Here is a 26,420-nt window from a genome sequence, read left to right on the forward strand (position 1 = left end):
GGTCAGGCCTTGCCGTTTTCCGGCTCCAGCAGCCGGTGCATGTGGACGATGAAGTAGCGCGTCATCGCATTGTCAACCGTGCGCTGGGCGGCAGCTTTCCAGGCAGTGTGCGCCTCGGAATAGCTCGGATAGATGCCGACGATGTCGATGTCCTTCAGGTCCCGAAATTGCACGCCTTCAAGCGACGTCAGTTCGCCGCCGAAGACGAGATGGAGAAGCTGCTTCGGCGATGTCGTGGTGTCACCCATAGTAGAAACGTCTCCTTCGTTAACTTTTTGACCCGTGGCGTCTTGCAACCGGTCGATCGATTACGTCGAATTTACGCTATCTTTTAAGCTGGTAGGAAGCCGAATGTGGCATCATGTCTGCATGGTCGCACCAGACGGCTGCTCTGAAGACAATGGCGAGGCTCCCGGTTTCGGCTTGAATCCAGGCACGGATTCAAGCCGAAATTGATTTCAGGTTCGCCGATGGCCCGCAGCGGGCTCAACTCAGCCCTGCCATGCGCGATATGGCCATGTCGGCCACCAGCCCCAGGAAGATCACCATCCCCACGTCGCGGTTCGAGCGGAACCGGCGCAGGCAGTTGGCACCGTCCCGCGTATCCAGCGTGGTCACCTGCCAGGCCATTTGCAGCGATGCCAGCACGATGGCCAGGAAGAAAATCAGATGCGTGCCGGCCAGGAAACCCGCCAGCAGCCACAGCACGATTGCGCCGGCATAGAACGAGCCCACCCAGGTCATGGTGTTTTCGCCAAAGCGAATGGCGGTGGAGCGCAGGCCCAGCATCAGGTCGTCTTCGCGATCCTGATGGGCGTATATCGTGTCGTAGCCGATCGTCCACAGCACTGACCCGGCATAGAGCAGCAGCGCCGGGATGCCGATCGATCCGGTGGCGGCGCTCCAGCCGACTAGCGCGCCCCAGTTGAACGCCAGCCCGAGAATAAGCTGCGGCCAGTTGGTAAAGCGCTTCATGAACGGATAGATCGCGACCAGCAGCAGCGACGCAGCGCCCAGCTTGATGGTGAAGCTGTTGAACTGCAGCAGCACGGCAAGGCCGGCGAGACTGCACAGCACGGTGAAAATCAACGCCGATATGGGGCGTATCTGACCGGCGGGAATGGGGCGGCTGGCGCCGCGCGCGGTGCGGGCGTCGTAGTCGCGGTCGATGTAGTCGTTATAGGCGCAGCCCGCAGCGCGCATCAGCAGGGCACCGGCGGCGAACAGGAACAGCAGCCACGGACTGGGATAGGGCTGGTTGAGCTTTACTTCGGCCAGACCGACCGACCACCAGCACGGCAGCAGCAACAGCCAGAAGCCGATAGGACGATCCAGCCGCGCCAGCCGTAACCAGGGACGCAACGGACGCGGCGCATAACGGTCGACCCAGTTGCGTTCGGTCGCATCCGCAACGTTGACGTCCTGTTCGGTCGTTGAGGGATTGGCGTGCATGACTGCCCATGGTTGACGAGGCGGCGCAGAACCTAGCGGCGGCGCGCCGCCAGATCAAATCGGCCGCGCAACAATCCAACCCGAAGTTGCCGCTGGCGCCGCGTCGAATGCTGTTGTTCGGCTTTCTGGCACCGGATGAAGGCCCGCCGATGATCGGCGCGCGTCCGGTTGGCGGACACGACGTCACGCCATGTGTTTATGCCGTTTTGGCAACAGGTTAAGCGTCGGGCAGGACATGGCGAGGTCGCGCAAAATTTAGCCAGGGCACGGGAAACTTGCGTGGATCCCGGCCTGCGCCGGGATGACGGTGGGGCGACGCGCAGCGGGGGGGCACATCAATCAGCGCTGGCGGCCGGCTCTCCGAAGGAGAAGTCGCCAGCGCCCAGAAAGACGTCATCCCGACAAGGGTCGGGATGATGTGTGGCGCGCGATGATAGCCTGCACCTCAGCCACAAGATCGGCGGCATCCACCGTCACCTGCGCCGGGCGCTGCTCTTTCCATTCCTCGTGATCCTTGATCGCCTCGGCGGCCTTGGCGCCCTCGATCAGATCCTTCAGCGTCACCTTACCCGCATCGCGTTCGTCCGAACCCTGGATCACCACGCAGGGGCTGCCGCGCTTGTCGGCATATTCAAGCTGCTTGCCGAACTTCTTCGGGTTGCCGAGATACAACTCGGCGCGGATGCCGGCGGAGCGCAGCGTGTGCACCATCTTCTGGTAATCGGCGATGCGCTCCTTCTCCATCACCGTGACGATGACGGGACCATCCGCTGGCGGTGCGCTGTCGCGATTGAGAACGGCAAGGGCCGCCTGCAACCGCGAGACGCCGATTGAAAAGCCCGTCGCGGGCACCTTCTGGCCGGTGAAGCGGGCGACGAGATCGTCATAACGGCCGCCGCCACCAACCGAGCCGAAACGCACAGGGTTGCCCTTTTCGTCCTTCACCTCGAAGGTCAGCTCGGCCTCAAACACGGGGCCGGTGTAATATTCGAGGCCGCGGATTACCGATGGATCAATGCGGATGCGATCAACGCCATAACCCGCCGAGGCCGTCAGCTCCGCGATCTGCGCCAGCTCGGAAACGCCTTCGGTGTCGGTGATCGCGCGCAGCTTGTTGAGTGTCTCGTCGTTGCTGCCCGCCAGCGCTGCGGTGAAACCGAGAATGGCCTCGATGCCGGCGTCATCCAGCTCCGCGCCCTTGGTGAAGTCGCCACTTTCATCCTTGCGGCCCTTGCCGAGCAACTCGCGCACACCTTCGGCGCCGAGACGGTCGAACTTGTCGATGGCGCGCAGCACTGTGAGCCGCTTGGCTGCGTTGTCATCACCGCCGATGCCGATTGAAGTCATCACCGCATCCAGCACCTTGCGGTTGTTGACCTTGATGACGTAATCGCCGCGCTTGATGCCGAGCGCTTCCAGCGTGTCGGCTGCCAGCATGCACATCTCCGCATCCGCCGCGACGCTGTCGGCGCCCACCGTGTCAGCGTCGAACTGCATGAACTGGCGGAAGCGGCCTGGCCCTGGCTTCTCGTTGCGGAACACATAGCCGGTGGCATAGCGGCGGAACGGCTTGGCGATGAACTGGTAGTGCTGCGCCACATAGCGGGCCAGCGGCGCGGTGAGATCGTAGCGCAGGCTCATCCACTGCTCGTCTTCGTCCTGCAGCGAGAACACGCCCTCGTTGGGGCGGTCCTGATCGGGCAGGAATTTGCCGAGTGCGTCGGTGTATTCGAACGCAGGCGTTTCCAGCGGCTCGAAGCCATAAAGCTCATAGACGCCGCGAATTTTGCCCAGCATCGTCTGCTGCTGACGCAGCTCGGCGGCTTCGATGTCGCGCAGCCCGCGCGGCAGGCGAGGGGTGGGGCGCGCGTCTTTTTTCTGCTTGCTCATGGGAAATCAATAGGTTGCGCAACGGGTGCGGAGGCTTCGGATTGCGCGCCTTATAGCGTTATTACGGCGAACGCACCACCTACGCGCCAATAGTCGCGAAAACCGCTGCGATCGGCTGCATCATTTTATAGGCGCGAACTGGCACGGACGACCGTTGGTTCAGCCGCCTACCCAATTACCATCAGCCGACCTTCGGCCGTGAATCAGGCTGCTGCGGCTCAACTTCGTCGGGCGTATCGGGCACGGGAACGATCTTGGCAGTGGCGGGATCGAACACCGGGCGCGGCGGCGGCAGGCCGAAGCCGCGCTTCAACTTGGCGTGGGATTCGTTCGCGGGCACGCTGACAAGCTCACGCTCGGGCCAGCGCAGCGCTGTCAACGTATTGCCGTAGACGCAGCCGGTGTCGATGCACAGCGTGTTGTTCTGCCATTCGGGTTCTTGCACCGGCGTGTGGCCGAAGATAACCGGCACCGGTCCGCGATAATCCGCTGCCCAGTTGAACCGCTCCGGCACGCCGTTGGCATCGACGCGGCCGGATGTTTCGCCATAGAGGCCGAAGTCGCGTGCGCGTGGGAAGTTGCGGCCCAGCATGCTTTCGCGGATGCCAGCGTGCGCTACCGCAATCGAACCGCCATCGAGCCACGCGTGGCTTGGCAGCGTTGCCAGAAACGCCTGCGCCCGTGTTTTTATGCCGTCGCCTTCGCCTTCAAGCTGGCTGATCGTGCGTTCCAGCCCGGCGCCAATCTTCACCGTGTTGCCCTTAAGCCAGCGCAGGAACTTGTCGTCGTGATTGCCGAGGATCATCAGCGCATGGCCGCTTTCGACCATATCCATCGCGATGCGCAGCGCGTCGGGGGACGCGGGCCCGCGATCGATGAGATCGCCGACAAAAACAGCGCGGCGGCCCTTTGGCGCGGTGGTGATGGCACGGCGATCATCGCCGGTGCCTTCAAGACGCGCAGTGTAGCCAAGCTTTTCCAGCAGCGCGATCAGTTCATCCGTGCAGCCATGCACGTCGCCGATGAAATCGAACGGCCCGCGTTCATGGCGCCAGTCGGTCGAGACGGCTGCGCGGCGTTCTTCCGCAGGGCTGTGTTTTTTTGTCATCGGTAAGAACTCCGGGTTCTTGATGCCCGGCGAAGCGGGAACGGAATTGCGTTGGTCGGCAGAGTATCTTGCTCTTGCGATCCATGCCACATCGCGCGCGCTAAAGCACGATCGCTTTTCTCCGCACCTACGCTGCATGGTTTCCATCGCCGCCCCATCGCGCTTCAGTCGGGTCGGCGCAGCGCGGCGATCATAGCTCAAGCGTGAATGAAATCGTTCACGCGGCGCTTGCTCGGTTCTGGCACATCGGAAACGAATTTCGACAAATCTTCCAGGCCGAGTGGCACCGGACCGCCGAACGCCCAGTCCAGAAGCTCGACCGTGTGCACGATCGGAACGTCCAGCGACGTGGACAGTTGCGTGATGCAGCCGATATTTCCCGCCGCCACGACGTCGGGCTTCACGCGCTTGATGTTCTTGGTTTTGCGGTCGCGCAACTGGCTGGAAATTTCCGGCTGCATGATGTTGTACGTTCCGGCCGAGCCGCAGCAAATGTGCCCTTCCGGAATGTTCACCACGCTGAAACCGGCTTTCACCAGCAGCTCGCGCGGCACTTCCTTGATTTGCTGACCATGCTGCAGCGAGCAGGCGGAATGATACGCCACCCGCAGCGACGACCAGCGTCGCGGCGCGCCAAGGTCATATTTGCCGATGAATTCGGAGACATCGCGCGCCAGCTCGGAAATGCGCGCCGCACGGTCGGCGTAGTCAGGTTCGTTGCGCAGCAGATGGCCGTAGTCCTTCACCGTCGTGCCGCAGCCGGATGCGTTGACGATGATCGCATCGACCGGCTCGCCGTCGTTCTCGATATCCTTCCACCACGCATCAACATTGCGCTTGGCAAATTCGATGGCGCCGGCTTCATCGCCCAAATGATACGTCAGCGCTCCGCAACAGCCGGCACCCGCGGACACGATGACATCGACGCCGTGACGCGCCAGCAAGCGGATGGTGGAATCGTTGATGCCCGGCCGCAGCACCTGCTGTGCACAACCGGCCAGCATGATGACGCGGGCGCGGCGCTCGTCCTCCGTGGCAGCAACGCCAGGGCCTTCATATTTCGGCGATGGCGGCAGCACGGCGGGTGCCAGCTCGATCATGGCAGCGGCCTGATCGAAGCCGAAGCGGCGCAGCAGTTTCACCCACGGACGGCCCAGCGGCGCCAGCTTGAGCGCGAAGCGGAAGCGATCGGGATGCGGCACCACTTCGGACAGCAGGCGGCGCATGGCGCGCTCTTTCCAGGGGCGCGTGCCGGTCTGCTCGATGTACTCTCGCGCGAAGTCGATCAGATGCATGTAGTCGACGCCGCTCGGGCAGGTTGACATGCACGACAGACACGACAGACAGCGATCGACGTGGTGCTGTACTTCGGGGCTGGCAGGCGCGCTGTCCTCCAGCATGTCCTTGATGAGATAAATGCGCCCGCGCGGGCTGTCGCGCTCGTCGCCCGTCAGCACATAGGTGGGGCAGGTGGCGGTGCACAGCCCGCAGTGGACGCAGCGGCGCAGGATCGCTTCGGCCTCGGCGATGCGCTCGTTGCTCAACTGTTTCTGGCTGAAATTCGTCTGCATCCGCTGGTGCCTGATGTGCTGAGAAGTGAAAGCCGTTTGTCGGTCGGTTTAATGCGGAATGGCTGTGATGTCGGATCGTGAAAGGCTTCCGATCACACTCGCTGCTCCTACAAATTGGCGTACATGCGGCCAGGATTGAGGATGCCAGCGGGATCGAAGGCTGCTTTCAAGCCGCGGGTCAAGCGCTCCAGTCCTGGATCAAGCGGCTGGAACACTTCCACCGCCGCCCTTACGGCAGGCTCAGCCCGGATCAGCGTCGCATGGCCGCCGTGGATCGCGGTGACGCGGCGGATCTCGGCCGTACTGGCGTCGTCGGCTGCCGGCACCTCGAGCCAGATCAAGGCGCCACCCCAGTCGTAATACACCTCAACCGGCATGTAACGCTTGATCGCGGCGACGAGTTTGGGCGCGGTCGTCGGCTTGGTCGAGATGCGCCACAGCAGTGACGGGCGGTTGGGCATCACCGACAGCCGCCGCAGTTCGCCCCAGAACTCGAGCGATTCACGGTGGTCCAGTTCCAGAGCCTTGCCATAGACCTTCAGCATTTCTTTCAAATGCTGTTTGCGTCCGGCAACCGCGCTGGAGAAATTTTCCAGCCGCAGAGCAGTGACGGACTTGCCCATGATGCGCAGTCCCGGATGGCCAAGGCGAGCGGCCACCGGAGCCTGCAGATGGATGGCGCCCGATACTTCCACCGGCAGCGTCAGCGCGGTTGAAAGCAATTCGATGGCTAGGTCGTCCGGCAGCCCGAGATAGATCACCGTCGCCGCGGTTTCGGGCCACGGGATCACCTTGAACGTTACTTCCGTCATCACTGCCAGCGTGCCCCAGCTTCCCGCCAGCCCGCGCGTCACGTCATAGCCGGTGACGTTTTTCATCACCCGGCCGCCAAGCTGGAACAGCTCCGCCCGGCCATTGACGCCTTTGACGCCGATCAGATGATCGCGGGCCGCGCCACACTGGATGCGCCGAGCGCCCGACATGTTGGTGGCGAACACGCCGCCGATGGTCTGCGAACCGTGCGCAGCGCCGGTTGCCGGGCCCAGGTCGATTGGTTCGAACGGCAGCATCTGTCCGCGCGTGGCCAGCTCGGATTCTACCTGCGACAGCGGCGTGCCCGCGCGCGCAGACATCACCAGCTCGTTTGGCTCATACAGAGAGATGCCGCGCAGCGAGGCGGTGGTGATCGTAACGGCGCCATCCACAGGTCGCCCGATGCCGCGCTTGGAACCGGAGCCGACGATCTCCACCGGCATCCGTTTTTCCGCGCAGCCGGCAATGACGAACTGAAGCTCCCAGTCGGCGCCGGGGCGCTGCAAATCGCTCAATGGCTTTCTCCTCAGGCCGCTTCGTCTGCCGCCGACTGCTCGCCCAGTTCCTGAGCGGGCAACGGAAAGACCTTACCGGGGTTCAGCAGCCAATGGGGATCGAAGATGCTCTTTATCCGCATCTGAACTGCAAGATCCGATGGCGAGAACTGTATATCCATCAGATCGCGCTTTTCGATGCCGACGCCATGTTCGCCCGTCAGGCATCCGCCCACGGCAACGCACAGCTTCAGGATTTCGGCGCCCGCCTGTTCGGCCCGGATCGCCTCGTCGGGATCATTGGCATTGAACAGGATCAGCGGATGCAGGTTGCCATCGCCAGCATGGAACACGTTGGCCACCTTCAGGCGCTTCTCGGCGCAGATTTCGCCGATGCGGCTCAGCACCTCGGGTAACCGTGCCAGCGGGATAGTGCCGTCCATGCAATAGTAGTCGGAAATGCGGCCCATGGCGCCGAACGCGGCCTTGCGGCCCTTCCAGATGCGATCACTGTGCTCGGTCGATGTGCTGGCCTCGACAACCTGAGGATCGAAGTTGCGCGCAATGTCGGTGATGGCACGCAGCAGCCGGTCGATCTCGTCCTCGAAGCCTTCCACTTCGACGATCAGCAGCGCCTCGACGTCCAGCGGATAGCCAGCCTTTGCGAATGCTTCAGCGACGGCGATGGCAGGCTTGTCCATGTATTCGATCGCGACCGGAATGATGCCCGAGCCGATGATGGCGGCGACGCACTGGCCCGCAGCTTCGCACGATGAGAAGCCCAGCATCACCGGCCGCGCGAACGGCATGCGCGGAATGATCTTCAGCGTTGCCTCGGTGATGATGCCGAACTGGCCCTCGGAACCGATGACAAGCGCCATGAAATCATAGCCGCCGGAATCCAGATACGGCCCATTTATCTCCACGATCTCGCCGTCCATCAGCACCATCTTGAGGCCAAGGACGTTGTTGGTGGTCACACCGTATTTCAAACAGTGAGCGCCGCCGGAGTTCATGGCGAGGTTACCGCCGAGCGTGCAGGCAAGCTGGCTCGATGGATCGGGGGCATAGAAAAAACCCTCCGCCGAAACCGCATCGGTGATCGCGAGGTTGGTGATGCCCGTCTGCACGGTGATGGTGCGGTTGACGAAATCAGTTTCCAGCACGCTGTTCATGCGCGAGGTGCCGATGACGATGGAATCCGCTGTCGGGGTTGCGCCACCACACAGCGAAGTGCCTGCGCCGCGCGGCACAACCTTCACGCCCGCCTGGCGGCAATATTTGAGAAGCTTCGACACATCTTCCGTGGTGCGCGGCAGGGCGACGGCGAGCGGCGGCTGGCGATATGCGGTCAATGCATCGGCCTCGAAGGCGCGACGGCCTTCTTCCCGCGATATGATGCCATCTGCGCCGAGCAGCGCGACAAGCTCGCCGATAATCGCCTCGCTCCGGTCGAGCACCGTGCGATCAGGCTCCGGCATTCTCGACAGCGTCATGGGGGGCTCCAGCTTCAAAAAGTTCAGATGGGCGGCGCGGCGTGTACAGAAATTAAGTATCGCAGCGCCGCCGATTGCTGTCATACTCTTAGACAACAGTACAGCTATCGGGTGTTCCAGCCGATACCTTATGGTCACCGTCATGCGGCGGTTACACGTATTCGCTGGCATGCGTTGTCGCCTTGCGGTCTTGGGAGAAGGCCGGGGGCCTGTTGCCAACGGGGGATCTCGTGACTGCCATTAGCGATCTCGACATCTTCGCACGCGTCGCCCGCACCGGCAATATGTCGGCCGCAGGGCGTGAGATCGGGCTTTCTCCGGCGGTTGTTTCCAAGCGCATCAGCCAGCTCGAAGAGCGTCTGGGCACGCGCCTGTTCCAGCGCACCACGCGCCATCTCACCCTGACTGAAACCGGTGCCGGCTATTTCAAGCGCGTCGCCGATATCCTGAGCCTGTGCGAAGAGGCAGAAGATTTTGTAAGCCGTCGCAACACCAAGCCGCGCGGGTTGCTTAAACTCAGCGTGCCGACGGCGTTCAGCCGCAAGCACATCTCGCCGCACATGAAGGAGTTTCTGGCGCGCTATCCAGAGATCGAGCTGCACGTCAACATTTCCGATGCGTATGTTGACATCATCCGCGAAGGCTTTGACCTCGCGGTGCGCATCGGCGATCTCGGCGAAACTTCGCTTGCGGCTCGGCGCATCGCCGCTGACACACGCGTGCTGTGCGCTTCACCCTCATATATCGAGCGTCACGGGGTACCGCCACAACTGGCCGATCTGGAACTGCACAATTGCCTGACGGCCGATCCTGTTGACGTGTGGCGCATGTCCGGGCCGGAAGGAGAGGTGCAATTTCGTCCGCAGGGCTCGGTACACTGCAACTCGGTCGAATTCCTGCGCGAGCTGGTCATATCGGGGATCGGCATCGGTCTGCTGTCGATCTGGGATGTGGGTGAAGAGCTGCGCGATGGCACGTTGCGCATTGTGCTGCCTCAGTACCGCAATGCGGCGGGCGGGGTTCATTTCGTCTATCCAAGCCGCGAGTTCATGCCAGCGAAGGTCGATGCGCTGATCGACTATCTCTGCGAGCTGTACGGTCCGGCTCCCTACTGGGAGAAGGATCTCAATCTGGACAAGGCGATTTCAAGCCGCCCCGCGCGTAAAGTCGGTAAACCAACGCGGGCAGTTGCTGTCGACAAAATCTAGCGGCGCAGCAGTGTGCGCCCAGCCCACGGTGCGATGATCTGCGGGCTGATGCAACCCTGCGGGCTTGCTTGATCCGCCCCCGGCTACGATCCTTCTTTCAGGCAAACGGCGCTGCATTCGCTTGCTCACCGGCGGCCGATTTGGTGTGCTGTACGCAAACCAGTGCCATCCGGTGATCAGCATGACCGAAGTCTATGCAAGGCGGCCCCGCGTCGGGCTCTTTGTCACCTGCCTTGTCGATCTGATGCGCCCTTCTGTCGGCTTTGCTGCTGTGCGTCTGCTGGAAGCTGCGGGATGCGAAGTCGTCGTACCGGAAGAGCAGACCTGCTGCGGCCAGCCCGCTTACAACGGCGGCGATAATGCAAACGCCCGCAAGATTGCGTTGCAAACGATGCGCGCGTTCGATGGACTCGATTATGTGGTGGCACCGTCCGGTTCCTGCGCCGCGATGCTCAAAGTGCATTATCCGCGACTGCTGGCCGATGATGCGCAACACGCGTCCGCTGCCCGCGCTTTTGCCGAGCGGGTGCACGAGCTGTGCGCCTTCCTGATTGATGTGTGCGGACTGGAGCAGGTGCCGGGCAGTTTTGCTGGCCGCGTCACATACCATGACGGCTGCTCGGGGCTGCGCGAATTGAAGGTGCGCGAGCAACCGCGCCGCCTGCTGGCGGCCGTGCCGGGGCTGGAGTTGTGCGAGATGTCGGACACCGATGCATGCTGCGGTTTTGGTGGTCTGTTTGCGGTCAAGTTTCCGGCGATCTCCAACGCGATGGTTACGAAAAAATGCGCCAACGCCGCCAGCGTCAAACCTGATCTTCTGTTGTCAGGCGAGATGGGCTGCCTGCTCAACGTTGCAGGCAAGCTTTCACGCCAAGGCGCTGACATCCAATGTCGGCATATCGCGGAGGTGCTGGCCGGCGAGATGACCGCGCCAGCTATTGCGTACAGCAGCGATGGTGAGCGGCGATGACGGCGCGCACGCAATTTGATGCTGACATTGATACCGCGCTCGCCGACGCGCCATTGCAGCGTGCACTGGCCGATGTGCCCGCAGGGTTTGTCGCCGGGCGGCGCCGTGCCCGTGAAGAATTGCTGGAGTTCGAGCCATTACGCCGCGTCGCCCGCGATATCCGCGATCACGCGCTGGCGCATCTTGATCTTTATCTTGAAGCCTTCGAAAGCAACGCAACCAAGGCGGGTTCGCGTGTGCACTGGGCTGCAAGCGGTGATGATGCCTGTCGCATCGTACTTGATATCTGCCGTGCAGCCGGCGCTCGCACAATCACCAAGTCGAAGTCGATGGTCTCCGAGGAGATCGAGCTGCGCGAACGGTTGCAGGATGCGGAGTTCGACGTGGTCGAGACGGACCTCGGTGAGTATCTGGTTCAGATCCGCAACGAGAAGCCCAGCCACATCATCGCGCCCGCTATTCACATGCGCGCCGAGGATGTCGCTGACGTATTCCGCCGCCAACACGGGCATCTTGCTCCTGATCGCAAGCTCGATACGCCAGAAGAAATGATAGCCGAGGCGCGCGGCATATTGCGTGACAAATTTCTTTCGGCGGACGTCGGCATCACGGGCGCAAATTTTCTGGTGGCTGAAAGCGGCTCTGCGATTATTGTCACCAACGAAGGCAACGCCGATCTGACGATGTCGCTGCCGAAAGTGCACGTCATTCTCACGTCGATCGACAAGGTGGTGCCGACCTTCAGCGATGCATGGCCGTTGCTGCGCCTCCTGGCGCGTTCTGCCACCGGGCAGGCGTTCACCGCGTACACCACCATCGTCACCGGACCCCGCCGGCCGGATGATCCCGATGGTCCTGAGCAATGCCACATCATTCTGTTGGACAACGGCCGCACCGAGCTTCTGGCCAGCGAGATGCGCCCCGTTCTGCGTTGCATCCGTTGCGGGGCGTGCATGAACCATTGCCCGGTTTACTGCTCCATCGGCGGACACGCGTATAACTCGGTTTATCCAGGACCGATCGGTGCAGCGCTCTCGCCTGCATTGGCGGGTGCGGAGCAGGCAGCGCATCTGGCCGAGGCTTCCACTTTCTGCGGCCGTTGCGAGCAAGTTTGCCCGGTTGAAATCCCGCTTGTTTCGGTGATGCGCCAATGGCGGTCGCTTGCGCTGGAGCAGCCGCGCTCGCGCCGGGCCCGCGTCATGCTGCACACATGGGCAAGGCTGGCGCAGCATCCGCGGATCTATCGCTGGTGTGCCGGCATTGCTGCGCGCTCGCTCAAGTGGTTGGCCGGTTCTGGCGCTCGCATACGGCGGTTGCCGTTTTTGCATGCCTGGACGGACTATCGCGATCTGGCGGCGCCGCAGGGTGGCACGTTTCAGCAGCAATGGGCACAGCGTGAACACAAGCGCGCGCAACGTGATCGTGCGGATGTGTCTGCTGCGCGCGCCAGAAAATCGGACAGTGTGCCATGAGCCACCGACTGCGAATCTTGTCGCGCATTCGAAAGGCGCTGGATGCGCCGGCGATGCCATCCGAGACAGCGCGGGCTGAAGCCGTTGCGGAGCGCATTGCGCATCCGCCGCAGCATTGGCCGCTACGTTCAATCCAGACAGCTGACCCGGAAGGTGCTGCACAGCTGACGTTGATCGGTCGTTTCAAGGCGCAGCTTGCACGGCTTGGCGCGGATGTCATCGAAGTGGGGAGCGTTGCCGAAATTCCGGCGGCGCTTGCGAACTATGTTGCGGCCAACGTCGCCGATGATGCGGCAGGCTTGGCGCGTATCCGGATGGGCTCCGATGCATTCCTTGCCGCACTGCCATGGTCGTCGACTTCGGGGCTCGAGATCGCAGCAGGCATGGCGGAGGCTGCCGATGTGATCGGTGTTTCGCGCGCTATCGCCGGTGTGGCGGAAACAGGCACGCTTTTGCTGGTGTCGGGGGCGGAAAACCCTGTGACGCTGGGCTATCTGCCGGAAACGCACATTGTCGTTCTGGAGACAGGCGCGATCGTCGCCAGCTATGAAGAAGCGATGCAGTCCATGCTTGCGGCAACCGGCGGCCGCATGCCGCGTACTGTCAATCTCATCACGGGGGCATCCCGTACCGGCGACATCGGCGGCAAGATCGTGATGGGCGCGCACGGGCCCCGGCGGGTTGCTGTCGTGCTGTGGTCAGCCTGAGGTTGCCCGAGGTGAATTCAGGTGCCTCAGCGTTCGCCTAGCTCAGCGCTTGATGCAGCTCTGCATGCAGCGGGTGAAGGCCACTTCGCACGAGGGCGAACCCTTGGTGGACATGCGGCACTGGTTATAGGCGTTACGGCAACTCACGCCGCACTGCCCCGCCTCTGCGGGGGTGGCCGCGCCCAAAATGTCGAGCGCCAGCACCAATCCGATAACAAGCGCAGCGCCTAGAGCAGCAATGCTTGCCCGCGCGCCAACGCTGATCGGCGTCCATTTCATATTGCTTCCGAGCACGTCCGTTCTCCCGCCGCTGCTGGCATCCGCTCCGGCCCTCGAAACCGGATACCTGTAGCCCCCCGTACCCTGACGCTGGAGTTAACGCGGGCCCGAATGAATACAACCTGAACGGTGAGCTTAGCGGCATTTGCCGGCGGTTTGAACCGGCGCTGCGCCGGTTTCAGCCCGAATATCAGATCCTAGAAAGCGTATTCCCCGAAGACGTGGTCGATTTGCCCGCGCCACGGCCCGTTAAATTTATCAAGCATATGATCTGACAGGGTTTTGCCGGAGTTGGCCACGTCTTCCAGCGGCTCCAGATAAAGCGTCTCATCCTGGCTTGCGGGATTGAGGCGTTGCCGCGCGCGCAGTCCACGCCGGGCGATCCGCAATACCTCCTTGGCTATGTCCTGGACGGTCCCCGATCGGAACGGTGTTGCCAGCGCCGATTTAGGCACGGCGTTGCGCAGGGCCTCGCGCTCCTCTTCGGTCCAGTCCTTCACCAGATGCCAGGCGGCATCCAGCGCCTCGCTGTCGTAGAGCAGACCAACCCAGAACGCGGGCAGGGCGCAGATGCGCTGCCATGGCCCGCTGTCGGCGCCGCGCATTTCTAAGAAGCGCTTCAGACGCACCTCGGGGAACAGCGTGGTGAGATGGTCGGACCAGTCATCCAGCGTCGGCCGCTGATCCGGCATCTGGGGCAGGCGTCCATCCAGGAAATCCTGGAACGAGGCACCGGATGCATCGATGTAGTTTCCGTTGCGATAGACAAAATACATCGGCACTTGAAGGGCATAGTCGACATAGCGCTCGTATCCCATGCCGTCTTCGAAGGCGAAGGGCAGCATGCCGGTGCGGCGGCGATCGGTATCGCGCCAGACTTCCGAGCGCATGGATTTGAAGCCGTTGGGTCGGCCATCGGTAAAGGGCGAGGCGGCGAAGAGGGCCGTTGCAATGGGCTGCAGCGCCAGGGATACGCGCAGCTTCTTGACCATGTCGGCTTCACTCGCGAAGTCGAGGTTCACCTGGATGGTCGCGGTACGATACATCATGTCGAGCCCACGCGAGCCCACGGTCGGCATGTAGCGCGTCATGATGTTGTAGCGCTGCTTGGGCATGTGGGGCGTTTCGGCCAGCGTCCACTTGGGCGAGAAGCCCAGTCCCAGAAAGCCGATCCCCAGCGGTTCGCCGACCTTCAGCACTTCGCGCAGATGCTGGTGCGTTTCAGCCGCCGTCTCGTGCAGGGTTTCGACAGCTCCGCCCGACAACTCGAACTGGCCACCGGGCTCCAGGCTGATGTTGCCGCACAGCTCACAATCCTCGCGCTTCAGAGCGATGATGTTGTCGCCCTCCATGATGGGCGACCAGCCAAATTCGGAGATCAAGGCCTTGAGCAGGGCCGAGATGCTGCGTTCCCCCTCGTAGGGCACGGGGGTCAAGCTATCGGTATGGAAGACAAATTTTTCGTGCTCGGTGCCAATCAGCCAACGATTCTTGGGCTTTTCACCCTTGGCGATCCAGGCAACGAGGTCATCGCGGGAGCGGATCAGGTGGCCTGGCGCGCCATCTTCGCGGGTCGACATGCAGCAGGCCTCACAGAGGTTCAATCGGGAAGTTCGTTAGTAAGTCCGGAAGTTGGGGAGCCGCCGGTCGATTGGAAAGCCCTCCCTGCCACCGCAGTCAACAGCGGCAGTGCGGTCCAAGCTCGCCTCTAAGCCCTTGGCGTAGGGAGTCAAGTCATCGCTCTGAAGCAGGGGTCCCATAAAAAACCACTATTGCTGGCCACCGATACTGCGCGGAATCCCCGGAGCCGACCGACGGCTTTATGTGTTCGGCCCCGTTGAAGAGTTGGGTATATCCAATGGTCAGACGAATCACGTGCCCTGAAAGTCACAACCACGCTGCTGATGCCGCTCGCAAAATATGGGAGAAAACAATGAAGAAGTATCTGGCCGCCGCCGCCCTCTGCGGTCTCCTGGCCTCGCCGCTCATGGCCGCCAGCGCAGCGGTTGAATCGGCCGTCAAGACTTTCGAGGCTGTCGGCAACGATGCGGCCAAGCTCAAAACCTACTGCGAGATGACCAAGCTGATGTCCTCGCCGGACGTTGAGGACGAGAGCAAGGCCGACGAGCTCGACAGCAAGATGGAAGCCTTCATGAATGCGCTGGGGGCCGACTTCCAGACCGCGTTTGAAGCGGGCGCCGATCTCGATCCGGAATCGGGCGATGGCAAGGTCTATGACGCGGCTCTGGACAAGCTCGACGCCAAGTGCGGCGGCTAATCGTCGGTCTTTTTGTGCCGGGCTTCTGTTGTCCGAGACATTAGACCCCAGACGACGAAACCAGATGGATAAGTTGGGGCTGCCGGTTCGGCGGCCCCATTTTTTATTGGGTGACGCGTTCTTGCGCGGAATTGCTGCGTCAAATTTAGCGCCAGTCGCCCAACGTCGCGTTGACCAATGCCAGCGCCGCAACGGCAGCGGTGTCGGCGCGCATGATGCGGGGCCCAAGAGAAATCGCGGTGGTGAACGGACAACCTTGCAGCGCTTGCCGCTCGGTGGGATCAAAGCCGCCCTCTGGCCCGACGATCACAGCCAGCGGCCCCGATTGCAACGCGCGCAGCGCTTCCAACGGATTGGCGACTTCGGCGCCTTCATCGCAGAAAATCATATGCCGATCCGCTGGCCACTGCGCTAGCAGCGCCTCCAGCTTCAGCGGTTCGCCAACTGTCGGCACGCGCAACACGCCGCACTGCTCCGCCGCTTCAATCGCATTGGCGCGCATGCGCTCAAGATTGACGCGCGCGGCCACGGTGCGGCGTGTAATGACCGGCTGCAAATGCGCCACGCCCAGCTCGGCTGCCTTTTGCACCATGTAATCGAGGCGCGCGTGTTTCAGCGGTGCGAACAGATAGTGGATGTCAGGACCATCATGCTGCGGTCGGATGCGTTCAACGCATTCCAGCATGCAGCGCTTTTTGCGGATCTCCGCAATGCGCGCGCGCCATTCACCGTCGCGGCCATTGAAGATGGCAATTTCAGCACCCGCCGCCAGCCGCAGGACATTGCCCAGATAGTTGGCCTGATCTTCGTTGCAGGCAACGGCAACGCCTTTGGCGAGAGGCGCTTCAATGAAAAGGCGAATGCTAGGTTTTTCCGTCATGGGGCTATTAGGCAGCAATCGGGATTGCGTGCAATGGGGCCAGTCAATCTCTCGCCTGTGTTCCGCTGCACGCTGATTGAATCCGCATAACGATCGCCGCGTTGCTCACAGATCGACGGCACCCTTGTGTTCCGCCTTGTCGTCGGGTTCGACGTGAATGATCACGTCGGTATTGATGAGTTCCTTTTCGATCGCGTCTTCGATGCGGTCACAGATGTCGTGCGCCGCCTGCACGGACATTTCGCCCGGCACCACGAGATGAAACTCGATAAAGGTCAGCGGGCCGGCCGTGCGCGTGCGGATGTCGTGCGCCTGCAGCGCGCCATCGCCGTTGGCGCGGATGGCATCCTTGATCCGTGCCTCGATCTCCGGCGAAGCGGCATGGTCCATAAGCTGGCTCATGGACTGCACAGTCAGCTTATAGCCCATGTAGAGAATGTTGATTGCAACGGCGGTGGCCATCAGCGGATCGAGGATGCTCCATCCCGTCAGCAACACCAGGCCCAGGCCGACCAGCACACCGACCGATGTGATGACATCCGTAAACAAATGGTGGCCGTCGCCTTCAAGTGCCGGCGACTTCCAGGCCCGTCCGCGTCGGATCAGCAGTGTTGCCCAGGCGGCATTAATGGCGGTCGCAACGCCGCTCACCAGCATGCCCGCGATGGGCTGATCAAGCGTGCGCGGCGACAGGAATGCCTGATACGCTTCATGGAAAATCAGCAGCGCCGCCACGATGATCAGCGCGCCTTCCAGCACTGCGGCGAAATACTCAGCCTTGTGATGGCCGAACGGATGTCCGCGATCGGGCGGCTGCATACTGATGCGAATGGCAACAAGCGCGGCAACGGCGGTCACCAAATTGACAATGCTTTCCAGCGCGTCGGAAAACAGCGCCACGCTGCCCGTCATCAGATACGCGGCGTATTTGATGCCCATGACCAGCAATGCCACGGCGATGCTGGTGGCGGCGAATAGCTGATGCCTCCGCTGGCTTGGCCGCGGCGAGGAATGTGAGACGGTGTGCATGGGCGCAGTTAGGCCGCCGTTGGAAACGTCTGCAAGTGTTTAGATGCGGCGGTGACAATATCGCGCTGAACATTGCTCGCGTATTGCGAATGCTTCTCATTTTCGTCCCATTCAGCAACGAGGCCGCGCCGGCGATACGCAAGATGGCGTAGCCTTGCGATGCAGCGGATCCACGCTCCGACCACGCATTGGGGTTAGATACATCTTTTCCACACACCAGTCCGGCGCCCGCCTCCCTCTGCATTCGCGAATCTGATGGGAGATGGAGTTCAGTTGAGAACGTAGCCGCGTTGCGGCGCGCGGGAGAGGTGACGGCTATGGCAAATTTCCCAACGCACATCGTTGTTGGAACGCTGGTGGCAGGTTCGCTCGCCACGCTGACATTGGCGGCGGATGTAATCGCGCCGGAAAACCTTGTGGCCGTCACTCTGGCTGGTTCGCTGGGGTCTGTCCTGCCGGATATCGACCTGAAGGATTCCCGCCCCAGCCGCGCGCTTTTCTCTGGCCTGGCGGTGTTTTTCGCATTCGTGCTGCTGTTCCAGTTCGCGCCCAAGCTCTCAATCGCGGAGATGTGGCTGCTATGGCTGGGGACGCTGCTGTTCGTCCGCTACGGATTGCACACGGCGTTCCATCGTCTTGCGACCCATCGCGGTCTCTGGCATTCGCTGGTGGCCGGGCTCGCCTGTGCCTTCTTCACCATGATCGTTTTCTATTACGTGTTCGACCGGCATGAGGGTGTCGCCTGGCTGGCCGGCGGCTTCCTGTTCATCGGCTACCTGACACATCTGGTTCTGGATGAGATCTATTCCGTTGATGTGCTGGGAAATCGCATCAAGCGTTCGTTCGGCACGGCCTTCAAACTGTTCGATCGCCGCAATCTGACCGGCTCGGCTCTCATGGGCGCCACGGCGCTTGGCCTGCTGTTCCTGACGCCGCCGATTGCGACGTTCTATGACGGCATCACGTCACGCTCCATGTGGGATTCGCTGCACGCGCGTCTGTTGCCGCAGGAAATGTGGTTCGGCTCGGTGCTGAATCAGAACCGTCTGGCGCGTGCTGCGCAGCCAGCAACGCCGCTGGCCACGGGATCGCTTCCGGCTGCGCCTGCAGAGAACGCACCTACTCCGGCTGCGGAACAGGACCAGCCTGCACCTGAAGCCGCTCCGTAACGTATCGCGTTGCGAGTGTGTTGGGATGTCGTGCTCGACGCATGCGGCCTGATGCACATCAGAACCGCGCCGCTATGGCTAACACGCGGTAAAAATTACAGCCAGAATGATATGAAAAACGTGATTATGCAGCAGGTGTAAAGTTCTGTTCACCGCGTTCAAAAGCGCGCTCTTTATATTTCCCATTTAGAAGACACATTGGCGTCTAGTGAGACGTGTCTGAACGTGGGAGAGCGCATTTGAACTACCTTGCGAACAAATTTTCGGCCTGTGCCAGTCGACTTGCCCGCAAGGATGACGGTGCGGTCGCAATTATGATTGCGTTCCTGTTCGTGCTTGTCGCCATGGGCGCCGGTATCGCGATCGACTACGGTCGTACCGTGCATGCACAGACGAAGATGCAGGCTGCGCTCGACAGTGCGGTTCTTGCTGGTGCGCGCGCTGCGGAAGGTGAGCAGATCAGCGTCGCTGAAAAAATGTTCACGACCAACTTTGATCAGAACGCTGCGAGCAACGTTTCAACGGCCTTCCAGTCGTATGGCGATGGTGTGTTCGGTGGCACTGCTACGGGTGTGGTCAAGACGACGCTCGCCGGCATTCTCGGCGTCAAGCAGCTTGATGTTGGCGTTTTGTCGAAGGCCAAAGGCGTCGGCATGGGTCAGACCGATGAAGGCGTGTTCTGCATTCTTGCGTTGGACAAGACGGCCAGTCAGGCACTGCTGTTGAACTCAGGCGCTGAGATCAAGGCACCCGACTGCGAGATCCATGTTGAGTCGAAGGCCAACAACGCTGCGGTATTTAACGCAGGTACCGTTGTCGAAAGCCCGCGTATCTGCATCGAGAGCACGAGCGTGCTGATCAACGGCAACAACCGCCCGAAGAATCTGGAGCTTGGCTGCACGGTTGATGACGATCCCTACAAGGGCAAGCTGGAAGAGCCGTCGACCTCGAAGTGCGACTTCAGCAACATGAATTACAACGATACCAACGTTACCCTGAGCCCGGGCGTGTACTGCGGCTGGATCAACTTCAACGGCGGCGTCAAGAACGTCACGCTGAAGCCGGGCCTTTACATCATTAAGAATGGTGGCTGGAATGCGCTGGGCAGTTGGAAGGGCGAAGGCGTTACGTTCTATTTCGCCGACCAGTCGAAGATCCAGTTCAACGGCGGCGCTAAGGTAGATGTGACGGCACCGACCAGCGGCACTTACAAGGATATCGTCATCTTTGAGAAGAGCGGCATGCAGCGCTCGCAGTTGGTGTTCAACGATAACGACATGAACTTCCGGGGCATGATGTACCTGCCGAGCCGCGATGTGACGTTCAACGGTGGTTCCAAGCTGAACAACAGAACGATGACCCTCATCGTCAATACGTTGATCCTCAACCAGACGAAGTGGGATCTGACGGCTGCGGTTAAAGACGGTAAGTCGGTAAGCGCAGGCATAAAGTCGCTGCATCTGATCGAGTAATCGGACGCTCGGACCCGGAATAAAAAGCGGCGCCGTCTCCTCGGAGATGGCGCCGTTCTTCTTTGTGTTCCTATGCTTTGTACGCGCAAGATGCGCTACCCGCGTTTGCGAACCGGATTGCTCGTGTAGCGATCACACCAGATGTTGCCACGGTTGGGCCAGCGCTGCGCAAGACCCTCATCAAGCAGAATGCGGCTGACATCGCGGCCATCGGTCAGCTCGATATCAACCAGATTGCGCCCGTGGGGGTCCTTGCGCCCTGAGGAGCGCAGGCGGTAGCCATCGACCAGAAGATCGCGCAGGCGGTTGCGCGCTGCGATGGCGATCACCCGTTCGTTTTCGCAACCCGGGTCGGATATTTCCGGCGTGTCGATTGCGATCAGTCGCCACTTCTCGCCCTGGTCGCGGCCGGTATCGCCATCGATGATGCAGTTGTTGCGCTGGAACGACGAGCACAGCGGCACCGGGCCACTGCGCATCTCGCCGACCGGGCGATTGTATCGCTCCCAGGCGGCGATGGCGGCAAAGCCGAGGCATGCCAATAGCACGCCTCCCCAGAACTGAAGCTTGGCCCGACGGGCCCGAGTCAGTCTCTGGGCGTAGCTGGACCGGCGCCGACCTTTGCCGCGTCGTTTACCGCCCGCGCGTGCTCTCGGCCCGCGAAACGGCGTCGGGATGTCGGTTTCGAAAGGCGGGCGGTCCGAGGCGGCGCTCATGGACGCAGCTAGCGGCCTGACCATCTAACAAACGGTTGGGATGAGGCGCGCAATCCCCGCTAACCAACCCGCGGAGGGCGCAGATCGCTTTTTCTCGCGCTGAAATCATTAGGAAAGTTGGAGGCCACGCCCGGAATCGAACCGGGGTGCGCGGATTTGCAGTCCGCTACGTCACCACTCCGCCACGTGGCCTTCCGTCCCGGCGAAGCCGAGTTCAGTGATGAACTGGCCGTGTAGCACACCAACATAGGACTGCAAAGTGCATGTGTGATGTTTCAACGAAAACCGTTTCGACGCAGCCCGCCAACGTTTGAGCTCCTGAGCGCACGGACACATAAGTTGGGACACTAAAAACGCCTTTTGCTTTATGAGGGCCGGGTGATGGCTTAAGGGCCGCAGACTTGCTCCCCGAATTGAACCGGGCCGGCCTTCGTGGCTGAATGCAGTGTGAAATCAAGCCGCGCACCCCATCGCATATCATCGGACGATGCGTTATCGTGCGCCGCAATACGAAACAGATGTGCCGGAGACGACGATGGTGGACGCCGCTACGCAGCGCCTGAATATGGTTGAAGGTCAGGTTCTTCCCAGTGACGTCACGGACCGCCGTATCCTGGACGCCATGCGCCGGCTGCCGCGCGAGCGCTTTGTGCCGGAGGCCCTGACCGACATCGCCTACACCGATGAGGCGCTGCCGCTGACGGGCGATGGTGCAGGCCGTCGTCGCCTGCTGGCCCCCCGTACGCAGGCCAAGCTGTTGCAGCTGGCCGATGTCAATGCTGGCGACCGCGTTCTCGTTGTCGGCTGTGCGACCGGTTACGGCGCCGCCATCCTGTCTGGCATGGGCGGTACGATCATCGCGCTCGAATGCGACGAGAACCTCGCCGAAGCTGCGCGTGCCAACCTCGAAGCGCTAGATATCCAGAACGTGCAGGTAAATCTGGCGCCGCTGGCGGCAGGCTCGGTGGACAATGCGCCGTTTGACGCGATCGTCATCGAGGGCGCGATCGAAGTGGTGCCTGACGATCTGCTCGATCAGCTGAAAGACGGCGGCCGCCTGGTTGCAATCCTCGTGGAGGACGGCGTTGGCACTGCGACGCTGTGGAAGCGGCTTGGCCGCAGCGCTGACCCATGGGGCGCGTTTGACGTCGCCGCACCGGTGCTGCCGGGCTTCGCGCGCAAGGCTGCCTTCGCGCTCTGATTGCCCCGACAGCAAAGTGATCTCCGCAATAGTGGCCGCCTTCTCCAACTGGGGGAGGCGGCCACTGCGTTATGGGAGCGCTGTAGATGTTTGTGACGGCGTCGCATGCGCTCAGGCCGTCGCTTTGCTGCGGCGTTCTGAAAAAGAATTCTGGGGATAACATGCGCTTAAGCGCTGAAATTGCGGCCGCCTGACGCGCCTTGTGTGGGATTGCGGCAACGGTTTCCCGCAGGTTTTCCCCATTCTATCCCCGGCCTCTACACAAATTCCAACGCACACCCCAGAGTCTGGACGGTTTCGCGATTCCGCTCAATGAGTTGCGTGCTGTAACGCCTGTGTGCGCAGCGTATGCAGGAATGGGTGGCCTTGGGGGTTGTAATGCGTTTGGCCATGAACAAGAAAAACGAACAACAACGGGCTAGCATCTTGGCAGATAGGTCAGCACGTCGGTTGCCATGGTCACCCTCGGGATGGCTGCAGCACTCCGCAGTCGGTCTCTCGGTATGTCTCGCAATCACTACGTTCAGCGCACCGGTCACCGCTGAATCGCTGAAGGAAGCATTGTCTGCCGCCTACGCTTACAATCCGCGTCTCGATGCACAGCGGGCTTTCAAGCGGGCGACAGATGAAGAAGTTGCGCGGGCCATGTCGGGTTACCGCCCGACGATCCAGGGCAACGCCGACATCGGCATCGAGCGAACTGACCAGCGTCCGAGCACGCTGCTTGACGGTGTAACCAAGCCGCGTGGCTATGGCATTCAGGCGGTACAGCCGCTTTTCAGCGGATTCCGCACCTATAACGCCGTCAACGAGGCGGAAGCCAACGTCCGCGCCGAAAAGGAAGTGCTGCGCGATGTCGAGCGCAGCGTCCTGTTGCAGGCGGTGACCGCCTACATGGATGTTGTGCGCGATCAGGAGCTTGTTCGCCTCAACGAGAACAACGTCAACGTGCTGTCGCGTGAGTTGCGCGCGGCGCAGGATCGCTTTTCCGTCGGCGAGGTGACACGCACCGACGTGGCGCAGGCGGAAGCCCGCCGTGCCGATGCCGTTTCGCGTCTCGATGCTGCGCGCGCCAACCTGCGCACCAGCCGCGGTGCCTATCAGCTCGTCATCGGTCATCAGCCGAGCGGACTGCGTTGGCCCGGCCCGCCGAACGAGCTTTTGCCGCCCACGCAGCAGGAAGCCATCGCCGTCAGCAATCACGAAGACCCGCTGGTGGTGGCAGCACTGTTCCGTGAGCAGGTCGCCAAGTATCAGATCGAGCGGATCCGCGGTGAACTGCTGCCGACCGTTCAGCTTGAGGCCGGTTATAACGACCGCTTCGGTTCGTCGAAGCTGACGGATGAGGTGGAATCCACTTCGCTCGTTGGCCGCGCCATCATCCCGATTTACGAAGGTGGCGAAGTCTACGCCCGCGTGCGTCAGGCCAAGCAGAACCACATCGGTGTGCTGCAGCAGATCCAGCAGGTTCGTACCGAGCAGGCCCAGAATGTGGTTGCTGCCTGGTCGCAGCTTGAAGCCGCACGCGCGCAGCTCGAGTCTGATCGTGTCGCCGTGGAATCCAACCGGGTCGCCCTGCAGGGCGTGCGCGAGGAAGAGAAGGTTGGCCAGCGCACGCTGCTCGACGTTCTCAACGCCGAGCTCGAATACCTGAACTCGCAGGTGAACCTGGAAACCACACGCCGCAATCTGGTGGTGGCGGCCTATGCGGTGCTGTCGTCGATGGGCCGTCTGGATGCCGAATGGGTCGGCGCCGCAGCTTACGTGTACGACCCGGACGTCAACTATCAGGAGGTCCGCCGCAAGTGGATCGGCCTCAGCATCACCTATGGTGATGGCCGCACGGAGACGTTCGAAGCGGATCCGGGCACTGACGCCAGCTGGGCGCCGGTCAAGTAAGCTTCGGGCCCAACGCTAACTTCCGATCATCCGGTTTGGGCAGCTCCGCCATAGAGCTGCCCATTATCGCCGTTAGCCAAGATCTCCAAAATACAACGGTTGCCCGCTGGAGTGCCGCATTCTTCCCGCTTGGGTGGATCTTTCCGTTCTCCAGGTTGTGCAGGCGTATTGAAGGGGATGGTTCGGCCGTTGTACGACCGGGGTGCGCTTGGGAGCCGCACATTCCCTTCCTGGGGATGTTTGGGGCGGTTCTGGGTGCGTGTGTGGAGGATGGCGCCTCATGAGTAAGCCGCAGCAGGCCGGCGAACCCAGCATGGACGATATTCTAGCGTCCATCCGCAGGATGATTTCGGACGATCGGCCAGCAGCCGAGCTCGACCCGGAGCCCGATGCGCTTCAGGCTCTTGGACGTGCCAGCGATGACGCTTTCCCGGCGCCGGGATTGAACGGAGGGTCGCACGCTCCGGTATCGTCGGGTGCTTTGTCGTCCAACACTGTAGCCTTCGATGCACAGCCCGCCGCTGGCGAACGTGTGCCGGCGACATTCAACAGCCTGGCCGATGCCCTGAAGGTAGCTGCCGCCCATTCGGAGCGGCGTCTTTCGGCTGACCGGCACCCTGAACCGGCTGCTCCCGAGATGCCGTCGGCCCAAGTCCCATCCTTCGACCCATTCGGCTTAGTATCGGCGCCGCCGTCTGCCCCCGTGCCGGGGAAGGCCGATATATCGCTACCAGGCGATGCTTGGGCTGCTCTTACCTCCGATTCAAAAGAACAATCGCCTGCCGAGCCAGCACCGGCTCCGGCTGGGCGGCAACTGCCCGAATTCCCGGAGGCGCAGCGTTCGTCTGCGCCCGTGGCGTCGGCTCCGAGCTTTGCGCCCGCGCCCAAGGCGTCCGAGCGGCCGGACCTGCTGGGCTTCGATTTCGGCACCATCGTCACCAGTCGTGATGCGGGAGTGCCGGGAATAGCGCCACTGCCAGTCATGCCGTCTGCGTCAGCGGTGGCAGCGCGCCAGCCGTCCTCCGTCGCCGATAGCAACGCAGCCAAAGCTCCGGATGCTACGGTTGCGCCGGTCAGGGAGGTGGCTGCAACCATTGCCGCGCCATCAGATTTGCATCCGCAGACTGCTGTCTCCGCGCCAGTTGTTGCACCCACGCCAGCCTCTGTCGCCCCGGTCTCTGCCGAGTCAGTGGCAATCGAAAGCCACAGCAAGCCGACTGGTGCCGCTGCCGTCGCGTCGGCTGCAACGCCGGTTTCCCCGGCTGTTGAAACGCTGGTTGCCGCCGCTGGCCCGATAAAGCCGATTGCTGAGCCTGAAAAAGATAATCCGCTGATTGCTGAAGCACCGGCTCGGCAACCGCTGGCTGGCCGCATCAATGGGCACCCGCAGACGCTGCCCCGGCCATCGTTCAACCGCTCGCTGAATGGCACCGGCGCTGATCCATTGCGATCACCGGAACCCGCGCAGTCGCCGCTTTCGAACGGCGTCAACGCCGAGGCAAAGCCGGGCGAGTCGGCAGTGGCAAAGCTTGGCGTCGATGCACGTCCGGCAGCCGCCGCTCCGCCAACCGCCGATACGACGCTGACCACATCCGGCCGTGTCGGTGAGCCTGTAGTGCAAGTGCAGCCGCTTACGGCCGCCCCGTTGAATGGCTTGAGCAACGGTAATGCTATTGGCGGCGGGGTCGTGGCACCGTTCCCGCGTTTGCTGCAACCCCGTGAGGTGGCGCCGTTTCAGCCGCCGCTGACGTCGAAAGGCGGCGGTTGGCCGGGGCGGCCGGTTGATGATGAAGCGGCACCCGCTGGCACGGACGAGGTGCCCTTCGTAAAGGCGACGTCGCCTGCCATTGCGCAAGCTCCAGCCCCTGCATCGCCGACAATCGTACAAGCAGCCAGCGTCGTCCCCGACGCCCTTGGCGACGCCGCGCAGGCTAAAGCCGACGCATTGCTCGATGCGGTGGTCGATCTGGTTCAGCAGCAGCCCGGCGCGCTTTCGGTGCTCACCTCGGGGGCGTCGTTTATCGGCGGCGTCGATGGGCCAAAGCCCGGCCTTCCAGCGTTGAGCGAGCCGCATCTCCTGGCGAGTTCACCCGCGCCGCAGAAGCTGGATCGTGCGGCGGCCGAACTGCTGCGGCCGATGCTGCGCCAATGGCTGGCCGAGAATATGCCGCGCATCGTGGAAGAGGCGCTACGCAGCGAATTGAACGAGCAGTTGAGCGGTTCTCGCAGCACTCCTGACAAGAAGTGACGCGTTTGACGCAGTTTAGCCGGGTTTGGTGACGGAGGGCGTAAGGCTGGCCGTCGCCCGGCTTGACT

Annotated in this window: 23 protein-coding genes and 1 tRNA gene; 11 read left to right on the forward strand and 13 right to left on the reverse strand. The window is 61.9% G+C overall.

From position 1 onward, the window contains the following. Positions 1–2: 2 nt before the first annotated feature. Both QEZ49_RS08170 and ubiA read right to left on the reverse strand, forming a co-directional pair. Positions 3–248, reverse strand: a complete 246-nt coding sequence (locus tag QEZ49_RS08170) for a DUF4170 domain-containing protein (protein ID WP_280385852.1) — start codon at positions 246–248, stop codon at positions 3–5. A gap of 238 nt (positions 249–486) precedes the next feature. Continuing rightward, positions 487–1,452: a 4-hydroxybenzoate octaprenyltransferase gene (ubiA, locus tag QEZ49_RS08175; RefSeq protein ID WP_280385855.1), complete on the reverse strand. Its 966-nt coding sequence runs from the start codon at positions 1,450–1,452 to the stop codon at positions 487–489. A gap of 8 nt (positions 1,453–1,460) precedes the next feature. Here ubiA and QEZ49_RS08180 point away from each other — a divergent pair, with 8 nt between their 5' ends. Further along, on the forward strand, positions 1,461–1,673 hold the full coding sequence (locus QEZ49_RS08180) for a hypothetical protein (protein ID WP_280385857.1): 213 nt from the start codon (positions 1,461–1,463) through the stop codon (positions 1,671–1,673). 172 nt (positions 1,674–1,845) lie between these two features. On the opposite strand, the gene hisS is transcribed toward QEZ49_RS08180, so the two are convergent. The 5 genes from hisS to QEZ49_RS08205 form a co-directional block, all read right to left on the reverse strand. Next, the gene (gene hisS / locus QEZ49_RS08185; protein WP_280385859.1) at positions 1,846–3,342 is read right to left on the reverse strand and encodes a histidine--tRNA ligase; all 1,497 of its coding nucleotides are present in this window, start codon (positions 3,340–3,342) and stop codon (positions 1,846–1,848) included. Between the two features lie 181 nt (positions 3,343–3,523). Then, positions 3,524–4,450: a metallophosphoesterase gene (locus QEZ49_RS08190; protein ID WP_280385861.1), complete on the reverse strand. Its 927-nt coding sequence runs from the start codon at positions 4,448–4,450 to the stop codon at positions 3,524–3,526. 197 nt (positions 4,451–4,647) lie between these two features. Then, a complete protein-coding gene (gene glcF, locus QEZ49_RS08195) occupies positions 4,648–6,021 on the reverse strand; it encodes a glycolate oxidase subunit GlcF (protein WP_280385863.1) in 1,374 nt (457 codons plus the stop codon). Positions 6,022–6,128: 107 nt separating this feature from the next. Further along, positions 6,129–7,349 carry a glycolate oxidase subunit GlcE gene (gene glcE / locus QEZ49_RS08200; protein ID WP_280385865.1) on the reverse strand — a complete coding sequence of 407 codons (1,221 nt, stop codon included), beginning with the start codon at positions 7,347–7,349 and terminating at the stop codon, positions 6,129–6,131. An 11-nt stretch (positions 7,350–7,360) separates the two neighbouring features. Then, positions 7,361–8,824, reverse strand: a complete 1,464-nt coding sequence (locus tag QEZ49_RS08205; protein WP_280385867.1) for an FAD-linked oxidase C-terminal domain-containing protein — start codon at positions 8,822–8,824, stop codon at positions 7,361–7,363. Between the two features lie 230 nt (positions 8,825–9,054). Here QEZ49_RS08205 and QEZ49_RS08210 point away from each other — a divergent pair, with 230 nt between their 5' ends. The 4 genes from QEZ49_RS08210 (at position 9,055) to QEZ49_RS08225 (ending at position 13,181) form a co-directional block, all read left to right on the forward strand. After that, a complete protein-coding gene (locus QEZ49_RS08210) occupies positions 9,055–10,032 on the forward strand; it encodes a LysR family transcriptional regulator (protein ID WP_280385869.1) in 978 nt (325 codons plus the stop codon). 181 nt (positions 10,033–10,213) lie between these two features. Next, positions 10,214–11,002 carry a (Fe-S)-binding protein gene (locus tag QEZ49_RS08215; RefSeq protein WP_280385870.1) on the forward strand — a complete coding sequence of 263 codons (789 nt, stop codon included), beginning with the start codon at positions 10,214–10,216 and terminating at the stop codon, positions 11,000–11,002. Then, positions 10,999–12,474, forward strand: a complete 1,476-nt coding sequence (locus QEZ49_RS08220) for a LutB/LldF family L-lactate oxidation iron-sulfur protein (protein ID WP_280385872.1) — start codon at positions 10,999–11,001, stop codon at positions 12,472–12,474. The genes QEZ49_RS08215 and QEZ49_RS08220 overlap by 4 nt, the downstream gene beginning before the upstream one ends. A gap of 53 nt (positions 12,475–12,527) precedes the next feature. Next, the gene (locus QEZ49_RS08225; RefSeq protein WP_280385873.1) at positions 12,528–13,181 is read left to right on the forward strand and encodes a lactate utilization protein; all 654 of its coding nucleotides are present in this window, start codon (positions 12,528–12,530) and stop codon (positions 13,179–13,181) included. Between the two features lie 42 nt (positions 13,182–13,223). Here QEZ49_RS08225 and QEZ49_RS08230 read toward each other — a convergent pair whose 3' ends face one another. Together QEZ49_RS08230 and QEZ49_RS08235 are read right to left on the reverse strand one after the other, a co-directional pair. Continuing rightward, positions 13,224–13,460, reverse strand: coding sequence for a hypothetical protein (locus QEZ49_RS08230; RefSeq protein WP_280385875.1), 237 nt, complete (start codon positions 13,458–13,460; stop codon positions 13,224–13,226). Between the two features lie 197 nt (positions 13,461–13,657). Continuing rightward, a complete protein-coding gene (locus QEZ49_RS08235; protein WP_280385876.1) occupies positions 13,658–15,040 on the reverse strand; it encodes a glutamate--cysteine ligase in 1,383 nt (460 codons plus the stop codon). A gap of 353 nt (positions 15,041–15,393) precedes the next feature. On the opposite strand from QEZ49_RS08235, the gene QEZ49_RS08240 reads away from it, so the two are divergent. Continuing rightward, the gene (locus QEZ49_RS08240) at positions 15,394–15,738 is read left to right on the forward strand and encodes a hypothetical protein (RefSeq protein ID WP_068461018.1); all 345 of its coding nucleotides are present in this window, start codon (positions 15,394–15,396) and stop codon (positions 15,736–15,738) included. Between the two features lie 145 nt (positions 15,739–15,883). On the opposite strand, the gene QEZ49_RS08245 is transcribed toward QEZ49_RS08240, so the two are convergent. Continuing rightward, positions 15,884–16,618: a 16S rRNA (uracil(1498)-N(3))-methyltransferase gene (locus tag QEZ49_RS08245; protein ID WP_280385879.1), complete on the reverse strand. Its 735-nt coding sequence runs from the start codon at positions 16,616–16,618 to the stop codon at positions 15,884–15,886. Positions 16,619–16,723: 105 nt separating this feature from the next. Continuing rightward, positions 16,724–17,647, reverse strand: a complete 924-nt coding sequence (locus tag QEZ49_RS08250; protein ID WP_280385881.1) for a cation diffusion facilitator family transporter — start codon at positions 17,645–17,647, stop codon at positions 16,724–16,726. Positions 17,648–17,964: 317 nt separating this feature from the next. Between QEZ49_RS08250 and QEZ49_RS08255 the strand changes: the two genes are divergently transcribed. Beyond that, a complete protein-coding gene (locus QEZ49_RS08255) occupies positions 17,965–18,816 on the forward strand; it encodes a metal-dependent hydrolase (protein WP_280385883.1) in 852 nt (283 codons plus the stop codon). Positions 18,817–19,055: 239 nt separating this feature from the next. Then, complete coding sequence (locus QEZ49_RS08260) at positions 19,056–20,288, forward strand: pilus assembly protein (RefSeq protein WP_280385885.1); 1,233 nt, start codon at positions 19,056–19,058, stop codon at positions 20,286–20,288. A 95-nt stretch (positions 20,289–20,383) separates the two neighbouring features. Here the strand turns inward: QEZ49_RS08260 and QEZ49_RS08265 are convergent, their stop codons facing one another. Both QEZ49_RS08265 and QEZ49_RS08270 read right to left on the reverse strand, forming a co-directional pair. Continuing rightward, positions 20,384–20,830 carry a thermonuclease family protein gene (locus QEZ49_RS08265; protein WP_280385887.1) on the reverse strand — a complete coding sequence of 149 codons (447 nt, stop codon included), beginning with the start codon at positions 20,828–20,830 and terminating at the stop codon, positions 20,384–20,386. 292 nt (positions 20,831–21,122) lie between these two features. After that, a tRNA-Cys gene (locus QEZ49_RS08270) sits at positions 21,123–21,196 on the reverse strand. Positions 21,197–21,491: 295 nt separating this feature from the next. Here QEZ49_RS08270 and QEZ49_RS08275 point away from each other — a divergent pair. The 3 genes from QEZ49_RS08275 (at position 21,492) to QEZ49_RS08285 (ending at position 26,352) form a co-directional block, all read left to right on the forward strand. After that, on the forward strand, positions 21,492–22,205 hold the full coding sequence (locus tag QEZ49_RS08275; protein ID WP_280385889.1) for a protein-L-isoaspartate O-methyltransferase: 714 nt from the start codon (positions 21,492–21,494) through the stop codon (positions 22,203–22,205). Between the two features lie 426 nt (positions 22,206–22,631). Then, positions 22,632–24,104, forward strand: coding sequence for a TolC family outer membrane protein (locus tag QEZ49_RS08280; RefSeq protein ID WP_280385891.1), 1,473 nt, complete (start codon positions 22,632–22,634; stop codon positions 24,102–24,104). 280 nt (positions 24,105–24,384) lie between these two features. Next, positions 24,385–26,352, forward strand: a complete 1,968-nt coding sequence (locus QEZ49_RS08285) for a DUF2497 domain-containing protein (RefSeq protein ID WP_280385893.1) — start codon at positions 24,385–24,387, stop codon at positions 26,350–26,352. Positions 26,353–26,420: the final 68 nt, after the last annotated feature.

Source organism: Hyphomicrobium sp. D-2, from assembly GCF_029872155.1.
GTDB lineage: Bacteria > Pseudomonadota > Alphaproteobacteria > Rhizobiales > Hyphomicrobiaceae > Hyphomicrobium_A.